We start from the raw sequence: 19,508 nt of genomic DNA on the forward strand, positions 1-19,508 counted from the left end.
ATAAAAACTGTCTTTTAATAAAATAGATCTAAATCATTACCGGCTATAGTTCTATTAATTATATGGATACTATAGATATTTAAACTATTACTCTTCAGCAGGAAAAAGCTCGTTCTTATTCAGAGTTTAACTCCATCATAATCGAAAGCCGGGCTTTTTACGCTCCATAATGTTAATTTTGCAAATAATAGGATGGAATTGTAGCGGTGATATTTTTCTGCAGCGAATCAATTCTAACCACAATTTTATTGGTGTTGTTTGTATTTAGTACTTCACATTCTAATCCTTTTAAGGAACCGTAAGAGATCGTTTTAAAATCTCCAACACTAAATTCTTCAACATGCGTTTCGACCTCAGTAACGTCATTATTTAAAAGCAAAAGTTCAATTTTTCGCATTTCTTCATCACTGACTTTGGCATACTCCATTCCAAAACGGATGTACATGCAGGCCCCATTAACGGAAAGCGTTTTATAAAAATCTAATGAAGAATTTATCTTTACAAAAACATAAGAAGGGAAAAGCAATTTCTGAATACTCTTTTTTCTGTCCGTACGTGCACTCTGTACGTGAATGGTTGGCAAAAAAGCTTTAATAGACAGATATCCAAGCATATCAAATACTTTTCTTTCATGATGACATTTAACATATAAAACGTACCAACCATTGTGAATTGACTTCATAAATAACACTCCATTTTTTTAATAGCTTCGCTGTCCTCGGTTACGAGGATACTCTTCTTAATGCGGATTTGAAAAATTAAAACACATTTTATTTACGGCTAAAATAGTAGTAGTCTATATATAAAAATTACGGACTTTTTAAATAAAAACTACGGGCTTTCATATTAAAATGCGTCAAACACTGATAATAAATCAAATACTCGTTGTTTCTGTGTGGAAAGCGAAAACGATTATAATCCTCTAAAAACCAACCACTAAGAAAAAGTCGATTTAAACATTTTGGTTAAAAAAAAATCGGAGGACGGAGAAGTATTTTGTTTTAAAAAAAACAAACCCGACAAGTTTTGAAAACCTGTCGGGTTTATATTTCACGATATAAGTCAAAAATTAGTCGTTTTCCGGCATCAAGTCAGCTCCCGAATATTAAACTGGACTTCAATTTTGGTTCCTTCTCCAATTTGTGATTCAATACTAAATTTACCTTTTAGCGAACTGGTTCTTTCTTTCATATTGCTCAAACCAATACCCTCTTTTTTAGTTGAAGTATCAAATCCCTGACCATTGTCTGTAATTGACATTCTTAGAATACTATTAGCCTCAAACTGAATTTTAATTTCACATTTTGTGGCATTCGCATACTTGTTGATATTTAAAATCGCTTCCTGAATAATGCGGTATAAATTAATCTTATAAATGTTTTGAATAGCCGACCATTCAAAATTTTCGTCGGTTGTATAGCTAAATTCAGTATCACTAATACCCTTTTGACCTTCGATTAAACTTAACAGTAAAACATTGAAGTCATTACCATCTAAAAAAGAACTATGGCTCAGATCATGTGATACCATTCTAACCTCATTTTCTATATTTTGCAGTTCAAAAATATATTCCTTTCTTTTTTCAATTATCTCCTTCTCTACCTTAGAATTAAAAAAGCCCAGATTCATTCGGACTCCATAAATTCTATTCATAATTCCGTCATGAAGTTCTTTTGCAATTTTAGATTTTTCATTATCTCTTGCATTGTTTATTTTTTCATGCTGTTCCATCAGCAATAAATAGATTTCCTCGTTTGCAGACTTTTGCTTTTTAAGGAACTGAAATTCTTTATTTTTATACTTGGAATATCTTAAAATAACAACAATCAGCAATACAAAAATTGACGCAAATGAGAGGATTAAAATATAGAAATTTTTCTTCGTCAGAATCTTATTTTCGTCTTCAATTCTGGAAGTTTCATACTCAATTCTTGCATATTTATTATGTGCATTTTTTTGAACAATATTGATACTATCACTCAAATTAATGTACTCATTTGCATAATAGAGGCTATTTTTCTTATCCAGAGTAGAAAGCAGTTTTAATGACGTTAAAATTTCATTACTGTTCTTAATTCGCGTAGCTAACAAATTGGCTTCTTTTAAAACTTCTATTGCTTTAGCAGTATCTTTTTGTGTGAGGAAATACTCTCCAATGCGGATCTTTTTATATAAAATATCTGCTTCATCTCCTTTATTTTTCAAAATCTCTAATGATTTGGAGAACATTTCATAAACATTGTCGTATTCCCCGATTTTCATTTTAGAATAAGCCAGATTACTCAGAACATTAGCATACAGACGAGGCCAATTTTTCTCTAAATCACTTGAAAGTAAACCTTGCAGCTTTGCTATAGACTTTAAATATTCTCCTTTTAAATCATACAGATTACAAATATTAATCGTAGCGGTAACATTGTAATTGGTTATTTCATCTTTGTCAATATGATTCAGCTTTATCTTTTCCAGATTATTCAAAGCCATACGATGGTACCACAATGCTTTATCATAATTGACCAGCTTTTCCAGGCAATTCCCCATTAAGGCATTACAGCAATAGAGCAACTGTTGATCTTTAGATTCTTTTAAATACTGTAAAGCTTTAGAGATTTCGACTTCGCATTCGATATAATTTCCGTCATAAAACAAAACATAAGCTTTGTTAAATAACATCCGTCCCGTATTATCGTAATCCGATAATGTAGAATATACTTTTTCGGCTTGCAAATAATAAAAATAAGCGCTGTCCTTTTTTACATTTCCATAGCTGTCGCCAATATAATAAAATGCTTTTGCGATTCCTTCTTTGTCATCAACCTCTTTAGATAACCTCAAAACCTCTAAACTGGCTGCTAAAGATTTCTTTGGGTTTTTATTGTAGTAATATTCTGTAGACAGCTTAAAATGAAGATTTCTGGTAACAGAATCATTATTCTGATCCTTTAATAAATTAAATATGGAATCTAAATATTTTTCTTTCTCCTTACCATTTAAATGCTTACCATCAAAGGAAATAGTGATTTTATCATTAGCATTCGCGAATTCATTTTTCCTGCAGGAAAAAAAAGTCAGCACAAGTAATAAGCAAACTATTTTAAAAGGTGTCGTCAAAAGTTTAAGTATTATTTTACAATTTCAAATATAGGGTTTTGAAATAAAAAGACTATAAGATTTAAAAATAAATCAAATAGTCTTTTTTATAAACACAAAAACATTTAGTCTTTTCTGGTTGGTCTTGTAATTTCGGGATCACCCTCAGTATTTAACAAGTCAATATCCGAATTAGTCGTTCCATTTACCATATTATTTGCTTTTGGATCCAGTTTTTCATGCAATTTTTTTGATTGACTACTCTGAGTTTTCGGCGTTTCGTAATCATCATTTGTACATGAAAAAGTTAACAATGCTACAGCAATTAGCAATCCCGGAATAAATAACTTCGTTTTCATAAAAATAACTTTAATTGATTATTAAAACAAAAAAACACTAAACTCCGGATTAAAATGTACGGTAAATCCGTAATATTTCATTTAATTCATGTTAAAATTGGGACTTACACTAATTATCAGTCATTCAACTAATCTCTTAAGTTGTAAAACAATCAAAATTCCATTACGGAAAAACCGTAGTTTTTCTTACATTTGTTTCCAATAGAATTAAACAAATTATGAATCTTAATATTTTGATCGTCGACGACCATCCAATGACGGTGGACAGCTATATCAATCTCTTATCTGATGGTGAGTTTCAGCAAAATTTACCAAATTTTATTAAAAGTCATAATTGTGAAGATGCTTACAATAAAATCATTCTTCATCACAAGCAAAATATTAATATAGATTTTGCTTTACTTGATATTAATCTGCCGCCCTACAAACAATCAAATATTAATGACGGTATAGATCTGGCCTATTTAATCAAGGAAAAATTTCCGAATTGCAAAATAGTACTCCTTACTATGCGTAGTGAACCTTTGACTGTCGACAAAATAATAAAAGGAATTCGGCCTGAAGGTTTTATATCCAAAAGTGACATCAATTTTGAACAGTTCCCTGTAATTTGTAAAAACATTATTAAGGGCGAAATATTCAGAAGTGATACCATTGTTGAATCTCAAAGAGAACTGTTTAAGAAAAATATAAATTGGGACAATCACGACAATCAAATTTTAATTCTAATCTCTGAAGGCGTAAAAACAGTAAATCTTCCGGAATATATCCCTCTTTCAATGAGCGCTATAGAAAAAAGGAAAGCCAACATAAAAGATCAGTTATTAAAAGGAAAAGGGAGCGACAAAGATCTAATTGAAAAGGCTAAAACGCTGGGATTATTATAACAAGGTCAGTATTCTCCTTATTTTATTTAAAGACACAAAACAAAGGAGGCTGTCCTTTCAGACAGCCTTCCATTCAATCAATTTCTATTTAAAATCGACTATTTTATTATCTTTTTATCTGGCTGTGCCACACCGTCTACTTTCACCTTCAAAAAGTAGAAACCGTTGGTAAGATTACTGCCATCTACAGTTATAGTGTCATCATTGGCATCGTATGATTTAACAAACATCTTCTGTCCTAAACTGTTATAAATTAACACCTCTACTTTTTTCCCTGAAAATGAATCAGAACTAATGTTTATGACATCATTAAACGGATTTGGATAAGCTTTAAAAGCTACTTTGTTTTCAAAATCAACACTGCCCAAAGTAGGAAAAGTAAAAGGATTAACTGTAGCGGGCGTTGTAATTAAAGCTTGCGGTCCTGCACTGTAGGCATATCGTATTACTGCAAAACTTTTTCCGTCTGTACTTACGGCTGCTTCAAAATAACCATAATAAGGAATGCCGTTTTTAACAAATGTAAATCCAATGAATCCCGTTTTTCCATTCCAGTTATTATAAGCAGGACTGCTAATCATTGCATCTCCTGACGAATTCCAGTTGTTGCTTCCTCCAATTGTCTGATTGGTTCCAATAAAACTAATTGAACTTGTTCCTGTTTCACTTACTAAACCGTTATTGGTCAAAAATTTCACGCCCTCTTCGCCATACTGCAGCTTAAATTCGGTATCGTTTCCATCTACCTCGGCAGTAATTCTAAAGGATCCCGAAGGACTCGCAGCCGAAACTACTATCGGGGTCGGTAAATCTACTTTAACCACCACATAAGCATTTGTAAAAGTAAAATCAGTAGTGAACGATTTATTTTCTAAAACTGCTGATCCGCCGGTAATAGCCGGATCTAAAAAGGTAATTGTAGCTGTAGTGGCATTGGCTGCCTCATTAACAATGACTTTGCCCTGATAACTTACCTGAACCGTAGTGTTATTTACTACACTCACACTAGCAGTTAAACCCGATGGTAAACCTGTTATAGTAAAATCCGTCCCCTGAACTAAATTGCCTGAACTTTTTGTAAAAGTTCCACCATTTGTTGTCAGCTGTACCGTTACTGTGGTTGTAAAAGTTCCGTTATTTGTTAATTTATCTTCAGCGATTGTTGTCGGATTGGTACTCATCTTAACCACACCCAACTGGAGAGGCGTAGTAATTGAAGCTGTAGGAGCTGTATTATAGGCATATTTACTGATCGTATAACTCTGGCCATCGGCACTTACAACCGTTTCAAAATAACCATAATAAGGCACTCCATTCTTCGTATATTTAAAACCTATAAAACCTGTTTTGCCGTCCCAAACTGTATAAGTACTGCTTCTTAAAGTAGGAACTCTTGTCCCGTTCCAATTGCTTGCTGCACCAATTGTAACGTTATAGCCTAAGTACGAGATATTGTTAATTCCTGATTCGCAAACCAAATCCTTATCATAATTTTCTAACTTTAAGTCATTGCCGTCAATAAATAACCCGTAGCTGGTATGATCTGCATCTGCCGTAATATTAAACGGATTCCATTTAGAACCTGTAACAGATACTGTTAAAGGAGTTGGAAGATCAACATAAATAATTTTATAAGCGTTCTTAAAAATAAACTTAGTTGTAAAATAATCCGTATCAAGAATCGCAGCTCCTCCGGTAATTGCAGGATTCAGGAAAGTAACAGTCGCCGTGACTGTATTTGAAGCTTCATTGGCCGTCGCTTTACCCGTATAACTCAACTCAGCTGTTGTACTGTTTAATAAAGTAATTACAGGAGTCAAACCTGCTGGCAATCCTGTAACGGTAAAATCTGTTCCCTGAACTAAATTGCCTGAACTTTTTGTAAAAGTCCCACCGTTTGTTGTTAACTGAATTGTGATTTTTGTTTCAAAACTTCCATCATTAGTTACAGCATTTTCATTGATTTCATCCGGTGTGGTGGCTAAATGAACAGAAAGATCTGCCGGAATATCCTCCGTAAGTATACCTGCCAGAGGTTCTGTATTGTAAGCATATTCTAATAATGTGTAGGCAGTTCCCTTAGCATTTACTTTCACCTTAAACCAACCATAACATGGTTCATCAGCTATTGTAAATTTAAAACCAATATAGCCCGTCTTACCATCCCATGATTTATAACCCGCATTTCTTAAATTGTGCAGATCAGGATAACTGCCCCCTTCAATAAAATTACTGTTGCCATCAATAAGTTGATTGGCTCCAATCAAACTCATGTTTAAAGAATTACCCTCACAAACAATAGACTTTGTATAGGTTTCTAATTTAAGATCACCCTTATCCACAAAAACTCCATAATCCTGTTGATCGGCATCCGCTGTAATTCTGAAGAATTTCCATGTATTTTCAGCATCCACGGTATAATTCAGATCTTTCACATGTACAATCGCGTAAGGATCTCTGAAATTAATTTTAACAGCTGCAACAGAAGTTGACAATACTGCCACCCCACCTGTAATAGCAGGATTTAAAAAGGTTACTGCTACCTGAGTACTATTTTCTTTCAAATGCACCGCAGCATTTCCTGTAAAAGCCAATTGAACTTCGGTAGTACTTATTACATTTAGTTTAGCCGTCAAACCAGCCGGAACACCTGTGATCGTATAATCAACTCCGGGAGTTAGTACTCCTGAATTTTTGACAAAAGTTCCATTGTTCGTCGTTAATTTAATAGAAGAAATTTGAGAAATGCTTCCATTATTAACAGCACTCTCCGAAAGTGAAGCCGGAGAAACGCTTAACGCCACTTTATCTGTGATTCCGGTATAAATGGTTCCGCCCGGTTGTGTATTATAAGCATATTCTACAATACTGTATCCTGAACCGTCTGCAGCAACAACTGCTTTTAACCAACCGTAACATTTTTCTCCATCAATGGTGTATTCGAAACCTAAATAATCCGTTTTTCCATCCCATGCCTTATAAGAAGAGGTTCTAAGATCTAATTGGTTCGGATATGCTCCCGGCGCTGTAAAATTACTGGTTGCATTAATTGCGGCATTAAAGCCGAGAGGAGTAATATTATTAGTTCCTGTATTGGTTACCAGTCTTTTTCCGTAAGTTTCAACTTTTAAATGATTGGCTGCAAATCGCCACGCACCATATTTTACATCATCTCCTTTTTCAAGCGCAAAATATTTCCAGGTAGACGTTGGCGTAACTGTCATATCGGGTATATCCACATAGAAAATACCGTAAGGATCTCTAAACTTAAAATTCCAACTCAAACCATCACAAAGCATACCACTCACTCCACCATTTAATGCAGGGGCTAACAATGTAATTCCACCGCTGGCAGTATTACTGGCGTTATGATTCGTCGCCGTTCCGCTTATAGTAACGGTAGCCTGATTGCTACTGTTTATAACAACCGCAGCACTTAAACCAGCGGGCAGATTAGAACTAAAATCTACCCCGGAAGTTAAAGCTCCCGACGATTTCGAAAAGACGGTTCCATTTAAAGTAATTACAGCGTTGCCAGTAACCGTTCCGTTATTAGCAATATCTTCTTTAAAACTTGTAACATTTGTGGTTACACTGCTTCCGGTAGAATTAACACCGGTATCGATCAAATTTTGTGCTGACCATAAAGTTTTTCTTGCAGCGTGTTGTAAAGCGGCAAGCATTCTCGCTACCTGTCCTTGTGTAAACATCTTACTGCATCCTTGTGCAGCATTGTACCCCATATAATTCTCGATATTTACTTTGTCACCGTCGCAATTCGTTCCCGGTACACAGCCTAAAGAATGTTTTCCGTCTTCTTTTGGAGTATCATCCACTTCATCAGTCCCTGTGCAGCCACCATCAAAAGTATGGATCAAATTCAGGAAATGACCAAACTCGTGAGTCAGTACCGATGCAAATTCTTTATTGGTATTTTCTCCCAGATAAGCTCCGTTATAAACGCATCTTGCCAATTTATTATCGGACATCCACGAATCCGGATACCAGCAAACTCCTGAATTATTGGTAGCTCCATCAGCATACAAATCATTCTGAATGTAAACGTTCATGTACTTGTAATTGTCCCAGGCATCTGCCTGAATTTGGCTATCGTACCCACTCCCGTTACCATATCCGTCTTTTTTTCTTTCAAAAATTACACCGGTGGTACATTTTCCATTGGGATCTATCTGTGCGAGTTTAAACTCAATATTTAAGGTTCCCCTTCTTGCCTGAAAAAAGGGCTCTACGGTATTGAAGTCATCATTCAAACCCTGAAAATCCTCATTAAGATGTTTTAAAGCTGTTTGTATTTTTTCAAGAGTAACTGTTTTACCATTAAACGATGTACCATACACGTGAAAAACAACCGGTATGGTATAAGTAGTATTTACCGAACTTTTATTGGTTTTCAGCTTTTTAGCATATTCTTTACTAAAAAAATTAAACGCTTTACTTTCTTTCAATGAACCGGGGTGGTTCTTTAATTGTAATTCATTGACCTCTTTTGTACGACAGCTGTGTGAAGGCTCGATTAGATCCTGTGCTTTAACTCCCTGCATACTCCAGAGGCAACACAATACTAATAAAAGTAGTTGTTTTTTCATAATACTTGTTTTGGTTTAGTTTTGTTATTTTGTTAATTATTTACAGCACACATAATTTAAATCTTAATTTATTACGATTTAAATCAAGATACTCCACTTATTATATGAATTAACTTTTCAAATCTAACTTTAACCCAAATGTTATCTTTATGCTATATTAGTATGAAATGATATTATATTATTGTTTTTCAGGGCGACACGATTTTTTAACACAACTTATCTTCTATTTTTTAAAGTTCAGTCTAAAAATTGAGAAGTTTTTTTCATAAAAAACGCTAAAAAAAGCCCTTAAATGAAGTTTACAAATTGGTTTTGAATACTTTGCATTTTCACTTTTATAAATCCGGGATTCTAATCTGATAAAATGATTCAAACACAACAATATAAAATAAGAAAATACGTTCAAACAGTTCTAACTTTAATTACATTATGGAATATTCAAAAAATTACACTGCTGTGGATGCACACATAGACATACAAGGAATTATGGACGGTTTATACTACCCTTTTTATATGGAAGAATGCCGTCATGACTTTGTTCGTGAGGTTTTAGGTTTTGATTTTGTGCAACAGGCTCAAAATGGTGTGTTTATGGTTTTATCCGAATACAGCATCAAATTTATCCGCTCGCTAAAAAAAGACGACAATTTTGATGTTACTTGTGCTGTTTATACTGATGCTCAGGGATTACCACGTTTGCATTTCAAACAATCGATTATAAAAAACGGAAAAACAATGGCTACGGCTGTATTTACAGGAACCTGTATTCCCGCTACCGGAGGCCGACCTTATTTGCCTGAAGAATTGAAAAGTAATTTTGTTGATGCACCTTCATTACAGCTATAAGTAGAGAAAAATCTCTTCCGAAAACAGAATATAAATCAATTTCTCTTCTTTGGAATTAGGCTTGTGCCCTTTCAGGGCTAAAACAATCATTATCAATATCCCTTTCATAGTGCTTCGCACTATGCTAGTGCAAAGGCTCTTTCAGAGCGATAGATGGTATTAAACAGGTTATGCAATACTTCCTTTACCACAAAGCTTTTTTAAATTATAAAACTCCCGGCATAGAAAAATATCTTGCTATGATACCTGAGAGTAGTTAAAACAAAAAATCCCAAACTCCAGTTTTAAATTGGAATTTGGGATTTGAAATTTATTCTTTTATCAGATCTAGTCTAAAACGAAGCTTACATTTACATTTGCTGTAATTTCAATTTCTCCAACTGCAAGCGTTTCATGTTCAGCACCACCGTTGGTATCCATAGCCATTGATTTCATAGCTGCATACATCGGTCTAGGATTGTATACTTGAGAATTGTCTGAAATTGCAATTGCTTTACCTACTTTTTGTCCTAAAACTGAAACGTAGTCTTCCGCTTTTGCCTTAGCATCTTTAATCGCTAATTTACGAGCTTCTGATTGGTGTTGTGCTAATTTAGAAGATTCAAAAGAAACATTATCGATACGATTGATTCCTTGTTGTACCAAACCTTCCATTACTTCATCGTACTTAGATAAATCTTTCAATACAATTTCTACAGTCTGAGTAGCATTATAACTTGTTTTCTTTTTTTCGTAATCGTATTGCGGATTAAGCGAAACTTGTTTCGTTTTGTAATCAGCAACAGGAACATTCATTTTTTTAATAAATTTCAAAACAGCGTCAATTTTTTCGTCGTTTTGTTTTTTGACATCTTTAGCATTATTCCCTTTTGTTTCCACCGTAGCTGAAATACAAACCTGATCTGGTGCTATTTTTACTTTTCCTTCACCACTTACATTGATTTGAGGAATTTGTTTGACTTCTTGTGCGTAAGACATAGACATAAACATGATGGTTAAAAATAATACTACTTTCTTCATTTTTATTATATTTAAATTATTTGATTAGTGACCTTTCAAAAGTTGTGCCATTGTTACAATTTCCCCAATTTAGCCATTACGAAAAGGATTAAAATAGGGATTGCCAACAATATTACCATTAAACTATGATCTACAAATAAAGAAGGCTCTTTGATCAAAGTTATGAAATATCCGCCAATAGCACCTCCAAAATGTGCTGTATGTCCAATATTATCATTTTTAGCCTTCATTCCGTATATCGAATACAATAAATACAAAATTCCAAATAAATAGGCCGGCATTGGTATGACAAAAAAGATTCCCAACATCATATCCGGCTGTAACAATATGGCGGAGTATAAAACTCCTGTCACCGCACCCGACGCCCCTACTGCACGGTAACTATAATCGTTTTTATGAAACAGCATCGTTAATAAGCTTCCGAAAATTAAACTCCCGAAATAAATTAACAGAAAAGAAAAATTACCCAGCCATTGCAATACCACCGGAGCAAAAAACCAAAGTGTAAGCATATTAAAAAGCAAATGCATCATATCGGCATGTAAAAAACCGGATGAAAGCATTCTTATTTGTTCTCCCGAACGAATACTTCCTACATGAAACTCATATTTTCTAAAAAAAGCAAGATTGTTGAAACCCTGATAACTAATCAAAACATTGGCAACTATAATTCCAATCAAAATGGTATTCATAAAAAACTTTTAATGTGAATTGTAAATATAATCATTCTTAAACATATGTTAGCATCAATTCAAAATATCGCTCGTAATTCATTTTTGCTTTATATTTGTAAAAAAAACAATACATGCAATTTCTCGTTTATATAATAGCCTATCCTTTTCTATGGCTAATCTCTATTCTCCCATTCCGAATATTTTACTGGTTTTCTGATTTTGTTTGTTTTCTGATTTACAGAATCGTAGGCTATCGCAAAAAGGTAGTACGTGAAAACTTAAAACTTACTTTACCACATTTAAACGATGCTGAGCGAAAAGAAATCGAAAAGAAATTCTATAGCCACATGTGCGACATGTTTCTGGAAATGATCAAAACGATGAGCATTTCACCTGAAGAAATGGAAAGAAGATTTAAAACTACGAATATTGAGATTGTAAACGAGTATGCGAAAAAAGGTAAAAGTACCATTCTGGTAGCTGCGCACTACGCCAGTTATGAATGGCTTTTAACCATGAACACTAAAATTGCTTTTCAGGGTATAGCAGTCTATAAAAAAGTGGCCAACCCCTACTTTGATAAATTGGTTCGAAAAATACGTTCTAAATACGATACGGAACTAGTCGAAACCAGAAAAGCGATTCCAACAATGGCTCAAAACCAGCGTAACGGAATTTTAAGCATGTACGGTTTAGCCAGCGACCAATCGCCTAAACTGGACCGAATTTTCCATTCGATGAAATTTATGGGAATTGAAGTTCCAGTGCATACAGGTGCCGAAATGCTGGCCAAAAAATACGATCTGAGTGTTATTTTTGTAAAAGTAAAAAAAGTAGCCAGAGGGTATTACGAAGCTACCTTTGTACCGATTGCCGATAATCCGAATGATTATAAAAATTTTGACATTACGGAGAAATACTTAAGAGAAGTAGAAAAACAAATTTATGAAGCTCCTGAATTCTATTTATGGACGCACAAAAGATGGAAACACAGGATAGAGTAATTTTTTTATGAAATGTGAGATGTAAAATGTGAATTGTGAGTTTTTAATGTTCAAACCTAAAATACTTTTTCACTTTTGAGTCTTCAAAATAAAAAAACACCTTTTTCAATATGAAAAAGGTGTTTTTTGTTTGTAATCACAATGCGCATTAAATTCCTGCGATCGCTTTTATTTCATCAATAATTCGAAGTGCCAATACATCGGCTTTTTCCTGAGAAGGAGCTTCTGTATAAATTCTGATGATCGGCTCTGTGTTTGATTTTCTTAAATGAACCCATTCTGTAGCAAAATCAATTTTCACACCATCAATTGTACTGATATCTTCGTTTTTGTATTTTTCGGTCATGGCTTCTAAAATTGCATCAACATCGATTTGTGGTGTTAATTCAATTTTATTTTTACTCATATAATATTCCGGGTAAGAAGCACGCAATGCCGAAACTGACATATTTTTATTTGCCAAATGGGTTAAAAATAAAGCAACTCCCACCAAACTATCTCTTCCGTTATGAGATTCCGGATAAATAATTCCACCGTTACCTTCACCTCCAATAATAGCATTGTTTTTCTTCATTAACGCTACCACGTTTACTTCACCTACAGCACTTGCTTCGTATTTCCCACCATGAGCAACAGTTACATCGCGCAAAGCACGGGATGATGACATGTTCGAAACTGTATTCCCCGGAGTTTTACTCAACACATAATCAGCGCAGGCTACCAAAGTATATTCTTCCCCAAACATTTCCCCATCTTCAGAGATAAAAGCCAGACGATCAACGTCCGGATCAACAACAACTCCTAAATGCGCTTTCTCTTTCACTACTAATTCAGAAATATCCGTTAAATGTTCTTTTAATGGTTCCGGATTGTGAGGAAAATGTCCGTTTGGTTCGCAGTATAATTTTACGACCTCCACACCCATTTGTTCCAATAATTTTGGAATAATAATTCCTCCTGATGAATTTACACCATCAACAACTACTTTGAATTTTGCCGCTTTTACAGCTTCAACATCAACCAAAGGCAAATTCAAAACCTCGTCGATATGAATATCCATATAAGCATCGTTTATTGTAATCTCACCCAAGCTGTCAACATCTGAGAAATCAAAAGCCTCTGCTTCTGCGATTTCAAGAATTTTCGCACCTTCTTCTCCGCTTAAAAACTCCCCTTTTGCGTTCAACAATTTCAAAGCGTTCCATTGTTTCGGATTGTGAGAAGCCGTTAAAATAATTCCTCCGTCTGCTTTTTCTAACGGAACAGCTACTTCTACTGTTGGTGTTGTAGAAAGTCCTAAATCAATTACATTAATTCCTAAACCTATTAGTGTATTAACTACAAGATTGTGAATCATTGGTCCTGAAATTCTTGCGTCACGACCAATCACCACCGTTAATTTTTCTTTTGATGTGTTGTTTTTCAAAAAAGTACCGTATGCCGATGCAAATTTTACAGCATCAACAGGAGTCAGGTTATCTCCTACTTTTCCACCGATTGTTCCTCGTATTCCTGAAATAGATTTTATTAAAGTCATTTTTGTGAGTTATGGTTATTTTTTTATCACAAATATAGAAAAGTTACTAAGATTCTAAGGTGCTAAGATTCTAAGTTTTCAGATTTTAAACATGAAGCTATCTGTCATTCATTAAAACGATGTCAAAAAGTTTTTATACTTTTACTAAAATTACGCAGTGTCTTCACAACTAAGAACCTCACAAACTTTAAAAACACATGAATTTCCTAGCTCATATCTATCTTTCAGGTGAAAATGATTTGATTAAAATTGGCAACTTTATGGCCGATGGAATTCGCGGTAAACAGTTTGAACATTTTCCGGAAGATGTTCAAAAAGGAATTCTTTTACATCGTTTTATAGACACTTATACTGATTCTCATGATATTTTCAGACAAAGCACCAAACGTTTACATGAGAAATACCATCATTATGCAGGCGTAATTGTTGATATTGTCTACGACCATTTTTTAGCCAAAAACTGGGAAAAGTATTCCGATGAAAAACTAGATCGTTTTGTGAACCAATTTTACAGATCGCTGCATGAAAACTATCCTATCCTGACTGAAAAAACACAAGATATGATGCCGTATATGATCAAACAAAACTGGCTTTTGAGTTATCAGACCGTTGAAGGAATACATCAGATTTTAACCCAAATGGACCGAAGGAGATCAAAAAACCAATCCAACATGCAATTTGCTAGTGCTGAACTAAAAGAATTCTATCCCGAATTTGAACGTGAGTTCACGCTCTTCTTTGAGGATATGAAAACCCAGGCCAATCAAAAATTACTTTCTCTATAATACTGCTTTTCACCAAACAAAAGCACCAAATAATACCTTTTAATTTTACATCAACATGAAAAAAATAACTTTCTTATTTACGCTAATCTACATTAGCTGTACTGCGCAGCAAAACCCAATAAAGCCAACCGGACTTGTAGTTTCGAAAGCGATGGTGGTTTCGGCACGTGCAGAAGCTTCTAAAGTTGGGGCAGATATCATGAAAAAAGGCGGTAATGCCTTTGACGCAATGGTGGGTACCGAACTGGCACTGGCTGTTGCTTTTCCGTATGCAGGAAATATTGGCGGTGGCGGTTTTATGGTTTACCGAAAAGCCAATGGTGAAGTTGGATCATTGGATTATCGTGAAAAAGCACCACTGGCTGCAACAAAAGACATGTTTCTTGATAAAGACGGAAATGTCATTAAAGGAAAAAGCACCGAAACGGCTTTAGCGATTGGTGTTCCGGGTACTGTTGCCGGAGTTTTTGCGGTTCATAAGAAACTAGGATCTCTGCCGATGTCTGAAATTTTAAAACCTGTTATTGCCCTTGCCGAAAAAGGTGTGATCGTAACCTTAAAACAGCAAAAGCAATTGGAGGCTTATCATGACGCTATTGTAAAAGTAAATGGCCCGAATACGCTTATGGCAGGAAAATTTAAGGAAAATGACACAATCAAATATCCCGCTCTGGCCAGCACTTTAAAGCGTATTCAAAAGAACGGAAAAGATGAATTTTACAAAGGTCAGACTGCTAAAACTTTAGTAAATTATATCCAGAAAAAAGGAGGAATCATAACTCTTAAAGATTTAGAAAAATACGAAGCCAAATGGAGAAAACCATTACAGTTTGATTATAAAGAACTGAAAATAACATCCATGGCGCCGCCAAGCAGCGGCGGAATTTGTCTGGCTCAAATTATGAAAATGATTAGTCCTTTTTATTTATCCAAAATGGGGCACAACACTCCGGAATCTATTCAGGTGATCGTTGAAGCTGAACGAAGAGCTTATGCGGACAGAAGTCAGTTTTTAGGCGATCCGGATTTTGTAAAAATTCCGATGAATGCTTTATTGTCGGATACCTATTTAAAAGACAGAATGTCGAGTTTCAATGCTGAAAAAGCGAGTTTATCCTCTGAAATTAAAGAAGGAAAAGTAACGTACAATGAAAGTACCGAAACGACTCATTATTCGATCGTGGATGCACAAGGAAATGCCGTTGCCGCTACCACAACTATAAATGATGCCTTTGGATCAAAATACTACTGTGATGAATTAGGTTTCTTTTTAAACAATGAAATGGACGATTTTAGTGCAAAACCGGGATCTCCTAATATGTTTGGTTTAGTAGGAAATGAAGCCAACAGTATTGCACCTCAAAAAAGAATGCTGAGCTCAATGACTCCAACAATTATCGAAAAAAACGGCAAACTGTTTATGGTGGTAGGTACTCCGGGCGGATCGACTATTATCACATCGGTATTACAGGCAATTTTAAATGTATATGAGTATAATTTAAGCATGCAGGAAGCTGTCAATGCTCCACGTTTTCACCATCAGTGGCTTCCGGATCTGATTACATTTGAACCTGGTGCCTTTAGCAACGTTACAATTGACAAGCTAAAAGCAAAAGGATATCTGATCAATGAAAAAAATGCTCCCGTAATTGGTAAACTGGATTGTATTTTGGTTCTTCCGGACAATTCTCTTGAAGGCGGGGCTGATTTTCGTGGAGACGATACTGCAGTAGGTTTTTAATTTAGTTCCTTATTTTTATTTATTTATAACATTATAGACTAAATTTGTATTTCCCTAACCATTTACAAACGGCATGCTAAAAAAATATTTTAGAAAACTAGAAAACATTATCGCTTTAGGACAATCGTTAATGACTCCGAAGCAATTTATTTTCCTGTCAAGCGTTTTAATTGGTATTTCCTGCTCTTTGGCGGTAATTGTTTTAAAAACTTTTGCCCATAGTGTTTTTTCATTTGCCACTTATATCAACGGAATTTTAAAACTAAGCTTTATTAATAGTATCCTGCCAATTATCGGTATTGTACTTACTGTATTTGTGATCAAAAGGGTTTTGAACGGTAGCATCGAAAAAGGGACTTCACAAATACTATATGCCGTTGCAAAAAAAGCAAGTATAATTCCCAGAAAACAAATGTATGCACAAATCGTTACTAGTTCGTTAACGGTTGGTCTGGGAGGTTCTGCAGGTTTGGAAAGTCCTATTGTGATTACAGGAGCTGCTTTTGGATCAAATTTCGCCCAAAATTACAGACTCCCTTATAAGGATAGGACTTTGCTCATTGGCTGTGGTGTTGCTGCCGGAATTGCTGCGGCTTTTAATGCTCCTATTGCAGGAGTTCTTTTTGCCATTGAAGTTTTACTGGTAGACGTAAGCATTTCTGCCTTTACTCCTATCATGATTTCGGCTGCAACAGGCGCTTTAGTTTCAGCTATCGTTTTAGACGAAACCATTTTATTGTCTTTCAAAAAACAGGAAGCTTTTAATTATCATAATATTCCGTTTTATGTTCTTTTAGGAATACTAACTGGCTTCATGGCCGTTTATTATGCCCGAAATTTTCAAAAAGTCGAGCATTATTTTGCCAGTCTAAAAATAGGAGCCTATAAAAAAGCCTTAATAGGTTCCTCGTTATTGGCCTTACTTATTTTTATTTTTCCAACATTGTTTGGTGAAGGTTACGAGAGTATCAAAACGCTATCTGAAACGGATCCGGGGAAAATACTAAACAATACTTTATTTGAAGATTTCAGAAACAATCAGTGGGTTTTACTGTTGTTTGTAGGATGCACCATGATGGTCAAAGTTTTTGCCTCGGCACTTACCCTCGGAAGCGGCGGAAATGGTGGTAACTTTGCTCCCTCTCTATTTCTGGGGTCCTATTTGGGGTACTTTTTCTCTAAGTTCATTAGCCTAATTGGTCTGTCAAAACTTCCTATTAGTAATTTTACAATGGTTGGAATGGCCGGAATCTTAAGTGGGTTGTTTCATGCCCCGCTAACCGCCATTTTCTTAATTGCCGAAATTACGGGTGGTTACAGTTTAATGATTCCCCTAATGATTGTATCTTCGATCAGTTTCGCCATTTCAAAACGTTTTGAAAAATATTCCTTAGATGTTAAGGGATTAGCTAAAAAAGGGCACGCTTTTACAAGTAATAAGGATTCCAATATATTATCGACTTTAGATATTGATACGATCATCCAATGCGATTACCTAACGGTGCATCCGGATGAAAATTTAGGCAAATTGGTCGATCTTATCTCACACTCCAACCAAGTGGTCTTCGCCGTGGTAAACAATGAGAAGGAGCTCGTTGGTATTGTTCATTTTAATGATATACGTGAAATTATTTTTAATGCTTATCGTGTTAAATATACTGCCATTAAAGATGTAATGAAAACACCGTTAGTCACTATTTCTTCTTCTGACAGTATGGAAATTGTGATGAGTAAATTTGAACAATCCAAAACAGCCTTTCTTCCCGTTATCCGCAACGAAAAATATTATGGATTCATTTCCAAATCGATAGCACTTGAAGCCTATAGAACCAAATTGCGTTCTATGACAATTGAGTAGTCTTAATATCGGATAGGTTAAAATTTTGGATTATCCGATATTAAGAAGTACTTTTGTTGGGTAATGTGGGATATCGACTTAACATATAGAACTGAATTTCAATCTACCTTTGATCGATTGTATCAAAAAAGGCTTGATCTGCAAAACAGCAGACCACTGCCCAACATTGCTTTGCATAAAATCAGAGAAAGTTTATCTTTAGAATGGACCTACAATTCAAACAGTATTGAAGGAAATACGATGAGCCTTCGCGAAACCCAAATGGTCATTCAGGAAGGTATTACCATCAAAGGAAAATCGCTTCGGGAACATTTTGAAACCCACAATCATGATAAGGCGATTGATTATCTGTATGAAATTATCGACGATACCTACAAACTCCGAAGCATTGATATTTTGTCGATTCACGGATTGGTTTTGCGTTCTATTGAAGATGATTTTGCCGGCCGTTTGCGCAATGGCGGAGTTCGAATTTCCGGTGCAAATTTTATGCCGCCCAATGCCAACAAAGTTTCAGATTATCTCGATGAATTAATTGATTTTATCAATACAAATCCATTAGATCTCAACGATATTGAATTGGCTACGATTTATCATCATAAGTTGGTCTGGATTCATCCTTTTTTTGATGGAAATGGCCGTACAGTGCGCTTAAGTATGAATTTATTGCTAATGCGTTGTGGCTTTCCTCCGGCAATTATCCTAAAAAATGACCGAAAGAAATATTACGAAGCCCTTAATCAGGCAAACAATGGCAATTATCAGAAATTAACCCTTTTGATGTGTCAGGCTCTAGAACGAACTTTAAATATCTATCTAAATGCAATGCCGGGCAGCGATTACGATTATCAAAAAATATCCGATATTGTAAGCGAACCTGAAACTCCATACGGTCAGGAATATATAAGTTTACTTGCCAGAACAGGTAAAATAGATGCTTATAAAGAAGGCCGAAACTGGTACACTACCAAAGAAGCCATCGAAGAATATATGCTTACACGCAAAAGAAAACGCTAACTTTGGTTAGCGTTTTTTGTTACTATTTGTAACATAAACTTTTACAATCCAGTATAAAAAGAACAAATCAAAGTGGTAACTTT

At 35.0% G+C, this 19,508-nt stretch carries 14 protein-coding genes; 7 read left to right on the plus strand and 7 right to left on the minus strand.

Going from position 1 to position 19,508, the window contains the following annotated elements; translation table 11 throughout:
* Positions 1–172: 172 nt before the first annotated feature.
* The 3 genes from C245_RS0110920 to C245_RS0110930 form a co-directional block, all read right to left on the minus strand.
* Positions 173–682, minus strand: a complete 510-nt coding sequence (locus C245_RS0110920; protein ID WP_035746533.1) for a UpxY family transcription antiterminator — start codon at positions 680–682, stop codon at positions 173–175.
* A gap of 404 nt (positions 683–1,086) precedes the next feature.
* A complete protein-coding gene (locus tag C245_RS0110925) occupies positions 1,087–3,111 on the minus strand; it encodes a tetratricopeptide repeat-containing sensor histidine kinase (protein ID WP_232424352.1) in 2,025 nt (674 codons plus the stop codon).
* 104 nt (positions 3,112–3,215) lie between these two features.
* Positions 3,216–3,449, minus strand: coding sequence for a hypothetical protein (locus C245_RS0110930; protein ID WP_017496638.1), 234 nt, complete (start codon positions 3,447–3,449; stop codon positions 3,216–3,218).
* Between the two features lie 218 nt (positions 3,450–3,667).
* On the opposite strand from C245_RS0110930, the gene C245_RS0110935 reads away from it, so the two are divergent.
* Positions 3,668–4,336: a response regulator gene (locus tag C245_RS0110935; protein WP_017496639.1), complete on the plus strand. Its 669-nt coding sequence runs from the start codon at positions 3,668–3,670 to the stop codon at positions 4,334–4,336.
* 98 nt (positions 4,337–4,434) lie between these two features.
* Here the strand turns inward: C245_RS0110935 and C245_RS24015 are convergent, their stop codons facing one another.
* Positions 4,435–8,943 carry a zinc-dependent metalloprotease gene (locus C245_RS24015; protein ID WP_081603533.1) on the minus strand — a complete coding sequence of 1,503 codons (4,509 nt, stop codon included), beginning with the start codon at positions 8,941–8,943 and terminating at the stop codon, positions 4,435–4,437.
* A gap of 429 nt (positions 8,944–9,372) precedes the next feature.
* Here C245_RS24015 and C245_RS0110945 point away from each other — a divergent pair, with 429 nt between their 5' ends.
* The gene (locus tag C245_RS0110945) at positions 9,373–9,789 is read left to right on the plus strand and encodes a thioesterase family protein (protein WP_017496641.1); all 417 of its coding nucleotides are present in this window, start codon (positions 9,373–9,375) and stop codon (positions 9,787–9,789) included.
* A 327-nt stretch (positions 9,790–10,116) separates the two neighbouring features.
* On the opposite strand, the gene C245_RS0110955 is transcribed toward C245_RS0110945, so the two are convergent.
* Both C245_RS0110955 and C245_RS0110960 read right to left on the minus strand, forming a co-directional pair.
* Positions 10,117–10,809: an SIMPL domain-containing protein gene (locus tag C245_RS0110955; protein ID WP_017496643.1), complete on the minus strand. Its 693-nt coding sequence runs from the start codon at positions 10,807–10,809 to the stop codon at positions 10,117–10,119.
* A 53-nt stretch (positions 10,810–10,862) separates the two neighbouring features.
* Positions 10,863–11,501: a rhomboid family intramembrane serine protease gene (locus tag C245_RS0110960; protein ID WP_017496644.1), complete on the minus strand. Its 639-nt coding sequence runs from the start codon at positions 11,499–11,501 to the stop codon at positions 10,863–10,865.
* A 113-nt stretch (positions 11,502–11,614) separates the two neighbouring features.
* On the opposite strand from C245_RS0110960, the gene C245_RS0110965 reads away from it, so the two are divergent.
* Positions 11,615–12,487: a lysophospholipid acyltransferase family protein gene (locus tag C245_RS0110965; protein WP_017496645.1), complete on the plus strand. Its 873-nt coding sequence runs from the start codon at positions 11,615–11,617 to the stop codon at positions 12,485–12,487.
* A 148-nt stretch (positions 12,488–12,635) separates the two neighbouring features.
* Here the strand turns inward: C245_RS0110965 and glmM are convergent, their stop codons facing one another.
* Entirely contained in the window at positions 12,636–14,024 is a 1,389-nt protein-coding gene (gene glmM / locus C245_RS0110970) for a phosphoglucosamine mutase (protein ID WP_017496646.1), read from the minus strand.
* Between the two features lie 197 nt (positions 14,025–14,221).
* Here glmM and C245_RS0110975 point away from each other — a divergent pair, with 197 nt between their 5' ends.
* The 4 genes from C245_RS0110975 (at position 14,222) to C245_RS0110990 (ending at position 19,425) form a co-directional block, all read left to right on the plus strand.
* The gene (locus C245_RS0110975; RefSeq protein ID WP_017496647.1) at positions 14,222–14,809 is read left to right on the plus strand and encodes an ACP phosphodiesterase; all 588 of its coding nucleotides are present in this window, start codon (positions 14,222–14,224) and stop codon (positions 14,807–14,809) included.
* Between the two features lie 55 nt (positions 14,810–14,864).
* The gene (gene ggt, locus C245_RS0110980; protein ID WP_017496648.1) at positions 14,865–16,550 is read left to right on the plus strand and encodes a gamma-glutamyltransferase; all 1,686 of its coding nucleotides are present in this window, start codon (positions 14,865–14,867) and stop codon (positions 16,548–16,550) included.
* 73 nt (positions 16,551–16,623) lie between these two features.
* Positions 16,624–18,408 carry a chloride channel protein gene (locus C245_RS0110985; protein ID WP_017496649.1) on the plus strand — a complete coding sequence of 595 codons (1,785 nt, stop codon included), beginning with the start codon at positions 16,624–16,626 and terminating at the stop codon, positions 18,406–18,408.
* Between the two features lie 63 nt (positions 18,409–18,471).
* Positions 18,472–19,425, plus strand: coding sequence for a Fic family protein (locus C245_RS0110990; protein ID WP_017496650.1), 954 nt, complete (start codon positions 18,472–18,474; stop codon positions 19,423–19,425).
* The last annotated feature ends 83 nt before the right edge of the window (positions 19,426–19,508 follow it).

The organism is Flavobacterium sp. WG21, from assembly GCF_000335775.1.
In the GTDB taxonomy this organism is placed as follows: domain Bacteria; phylum Bacteroidota; class Bacteroidia; order Flavobacteriales; family Flavobacteriaceae; genus Flavobacterium; species Flavobacterium tructae.

Excerpts from the sequence above, each read along its gene's own strand:
- C245_RS0110990 (WP_017496650.1), top strand. The coding sequence starts at position 18,472 with ATGTGGGATATCGACTTAACATATAGAACTGAATTTCAATCTACCTTT.
- C245_RS0110960 (WP_017496644.1), bottom strand. The coding sequence starts at position 11,501 with ATGAATACCATTTTGATTGGAATTATAGTTGCCAATGTTTTGATTAGT.
- ggt (WP_017496648.1), top strand. The coding sequence starts at position 14,865 with ATGAAAAAAATAACTTTCTTATTTACGCTAATCTACATTAGCTGTACT.
- C245_RS0110965 (WP_017496645.1), top strand. The coding sequence starts at position 11,615 with ATGCAATTTCTCGTTTATATAATAGCCTATCCTTTTCTATGGCTAATC.
- C245_RS0110985 (WP_017496649.1), top strand. The coding sequence starts at position 16,624 with ATGCTAAAAAAATATTTTAGAAAACTAGAAAACATTATCGCTTTAGGA.
- C245_RS0110945 (WP_017496641.1), top strand. The coding sequence starts at position 9,373 with ATGGAATATTCAAAAAATTACACTGCTGTGGATGCACACATAGACATA.
- C245_RS0110930 (WP_017496638.1), bottom strand. The coding sequence starts at position 3,449 with ATGAAAACGAAGTTATTTATTCCGGGATTGCTAATTGCTGTAGCATTG.
- C245_RS0110975 (WP_017496647.1), top strand. The coding sequence starts at position 14,222 with ATGAATTTCCTAGCTCATATCTATCTTTCAGGTGAAAATGATTTGATT.
- C245_RS24015 (WP_081603533.1), bottom strand. The coding sequence starts at position 8,943 with ATGAAAAAACAACTACTTTTATTAGTATTGTGTTGCCTCTGGAGTATG.
- C245_RS0110935 (WP_017496639.1), top strand. The coding sequence starts at position 3,668 with ATGAATCTTAATATTTTGATCGTCGACGACCATCCAATGACGGTGGAC.
- C245_RS0110955 (WP_017496643.1), bottom strand. The coding sequence starts at position 10,809 with ATGAAGAAAGTAGTATTATTTTTAACCATCATGTTTATGTCTATGTCT.
- glmM (WP_017496646.1), bottom strand. The coding sequence starts at position 14,024 with ATGACTTTAATAAAATCTATTTCAGGAATACGAGGAACAATCGGTGGA.
- C245_RS0110920 (WP_035746533.1), bottom strand. The coding sequence starts at position 682 with ATGAAGTCAATTCACAATGGTTGGTACGTTTTATATGTTAAATGTCAT.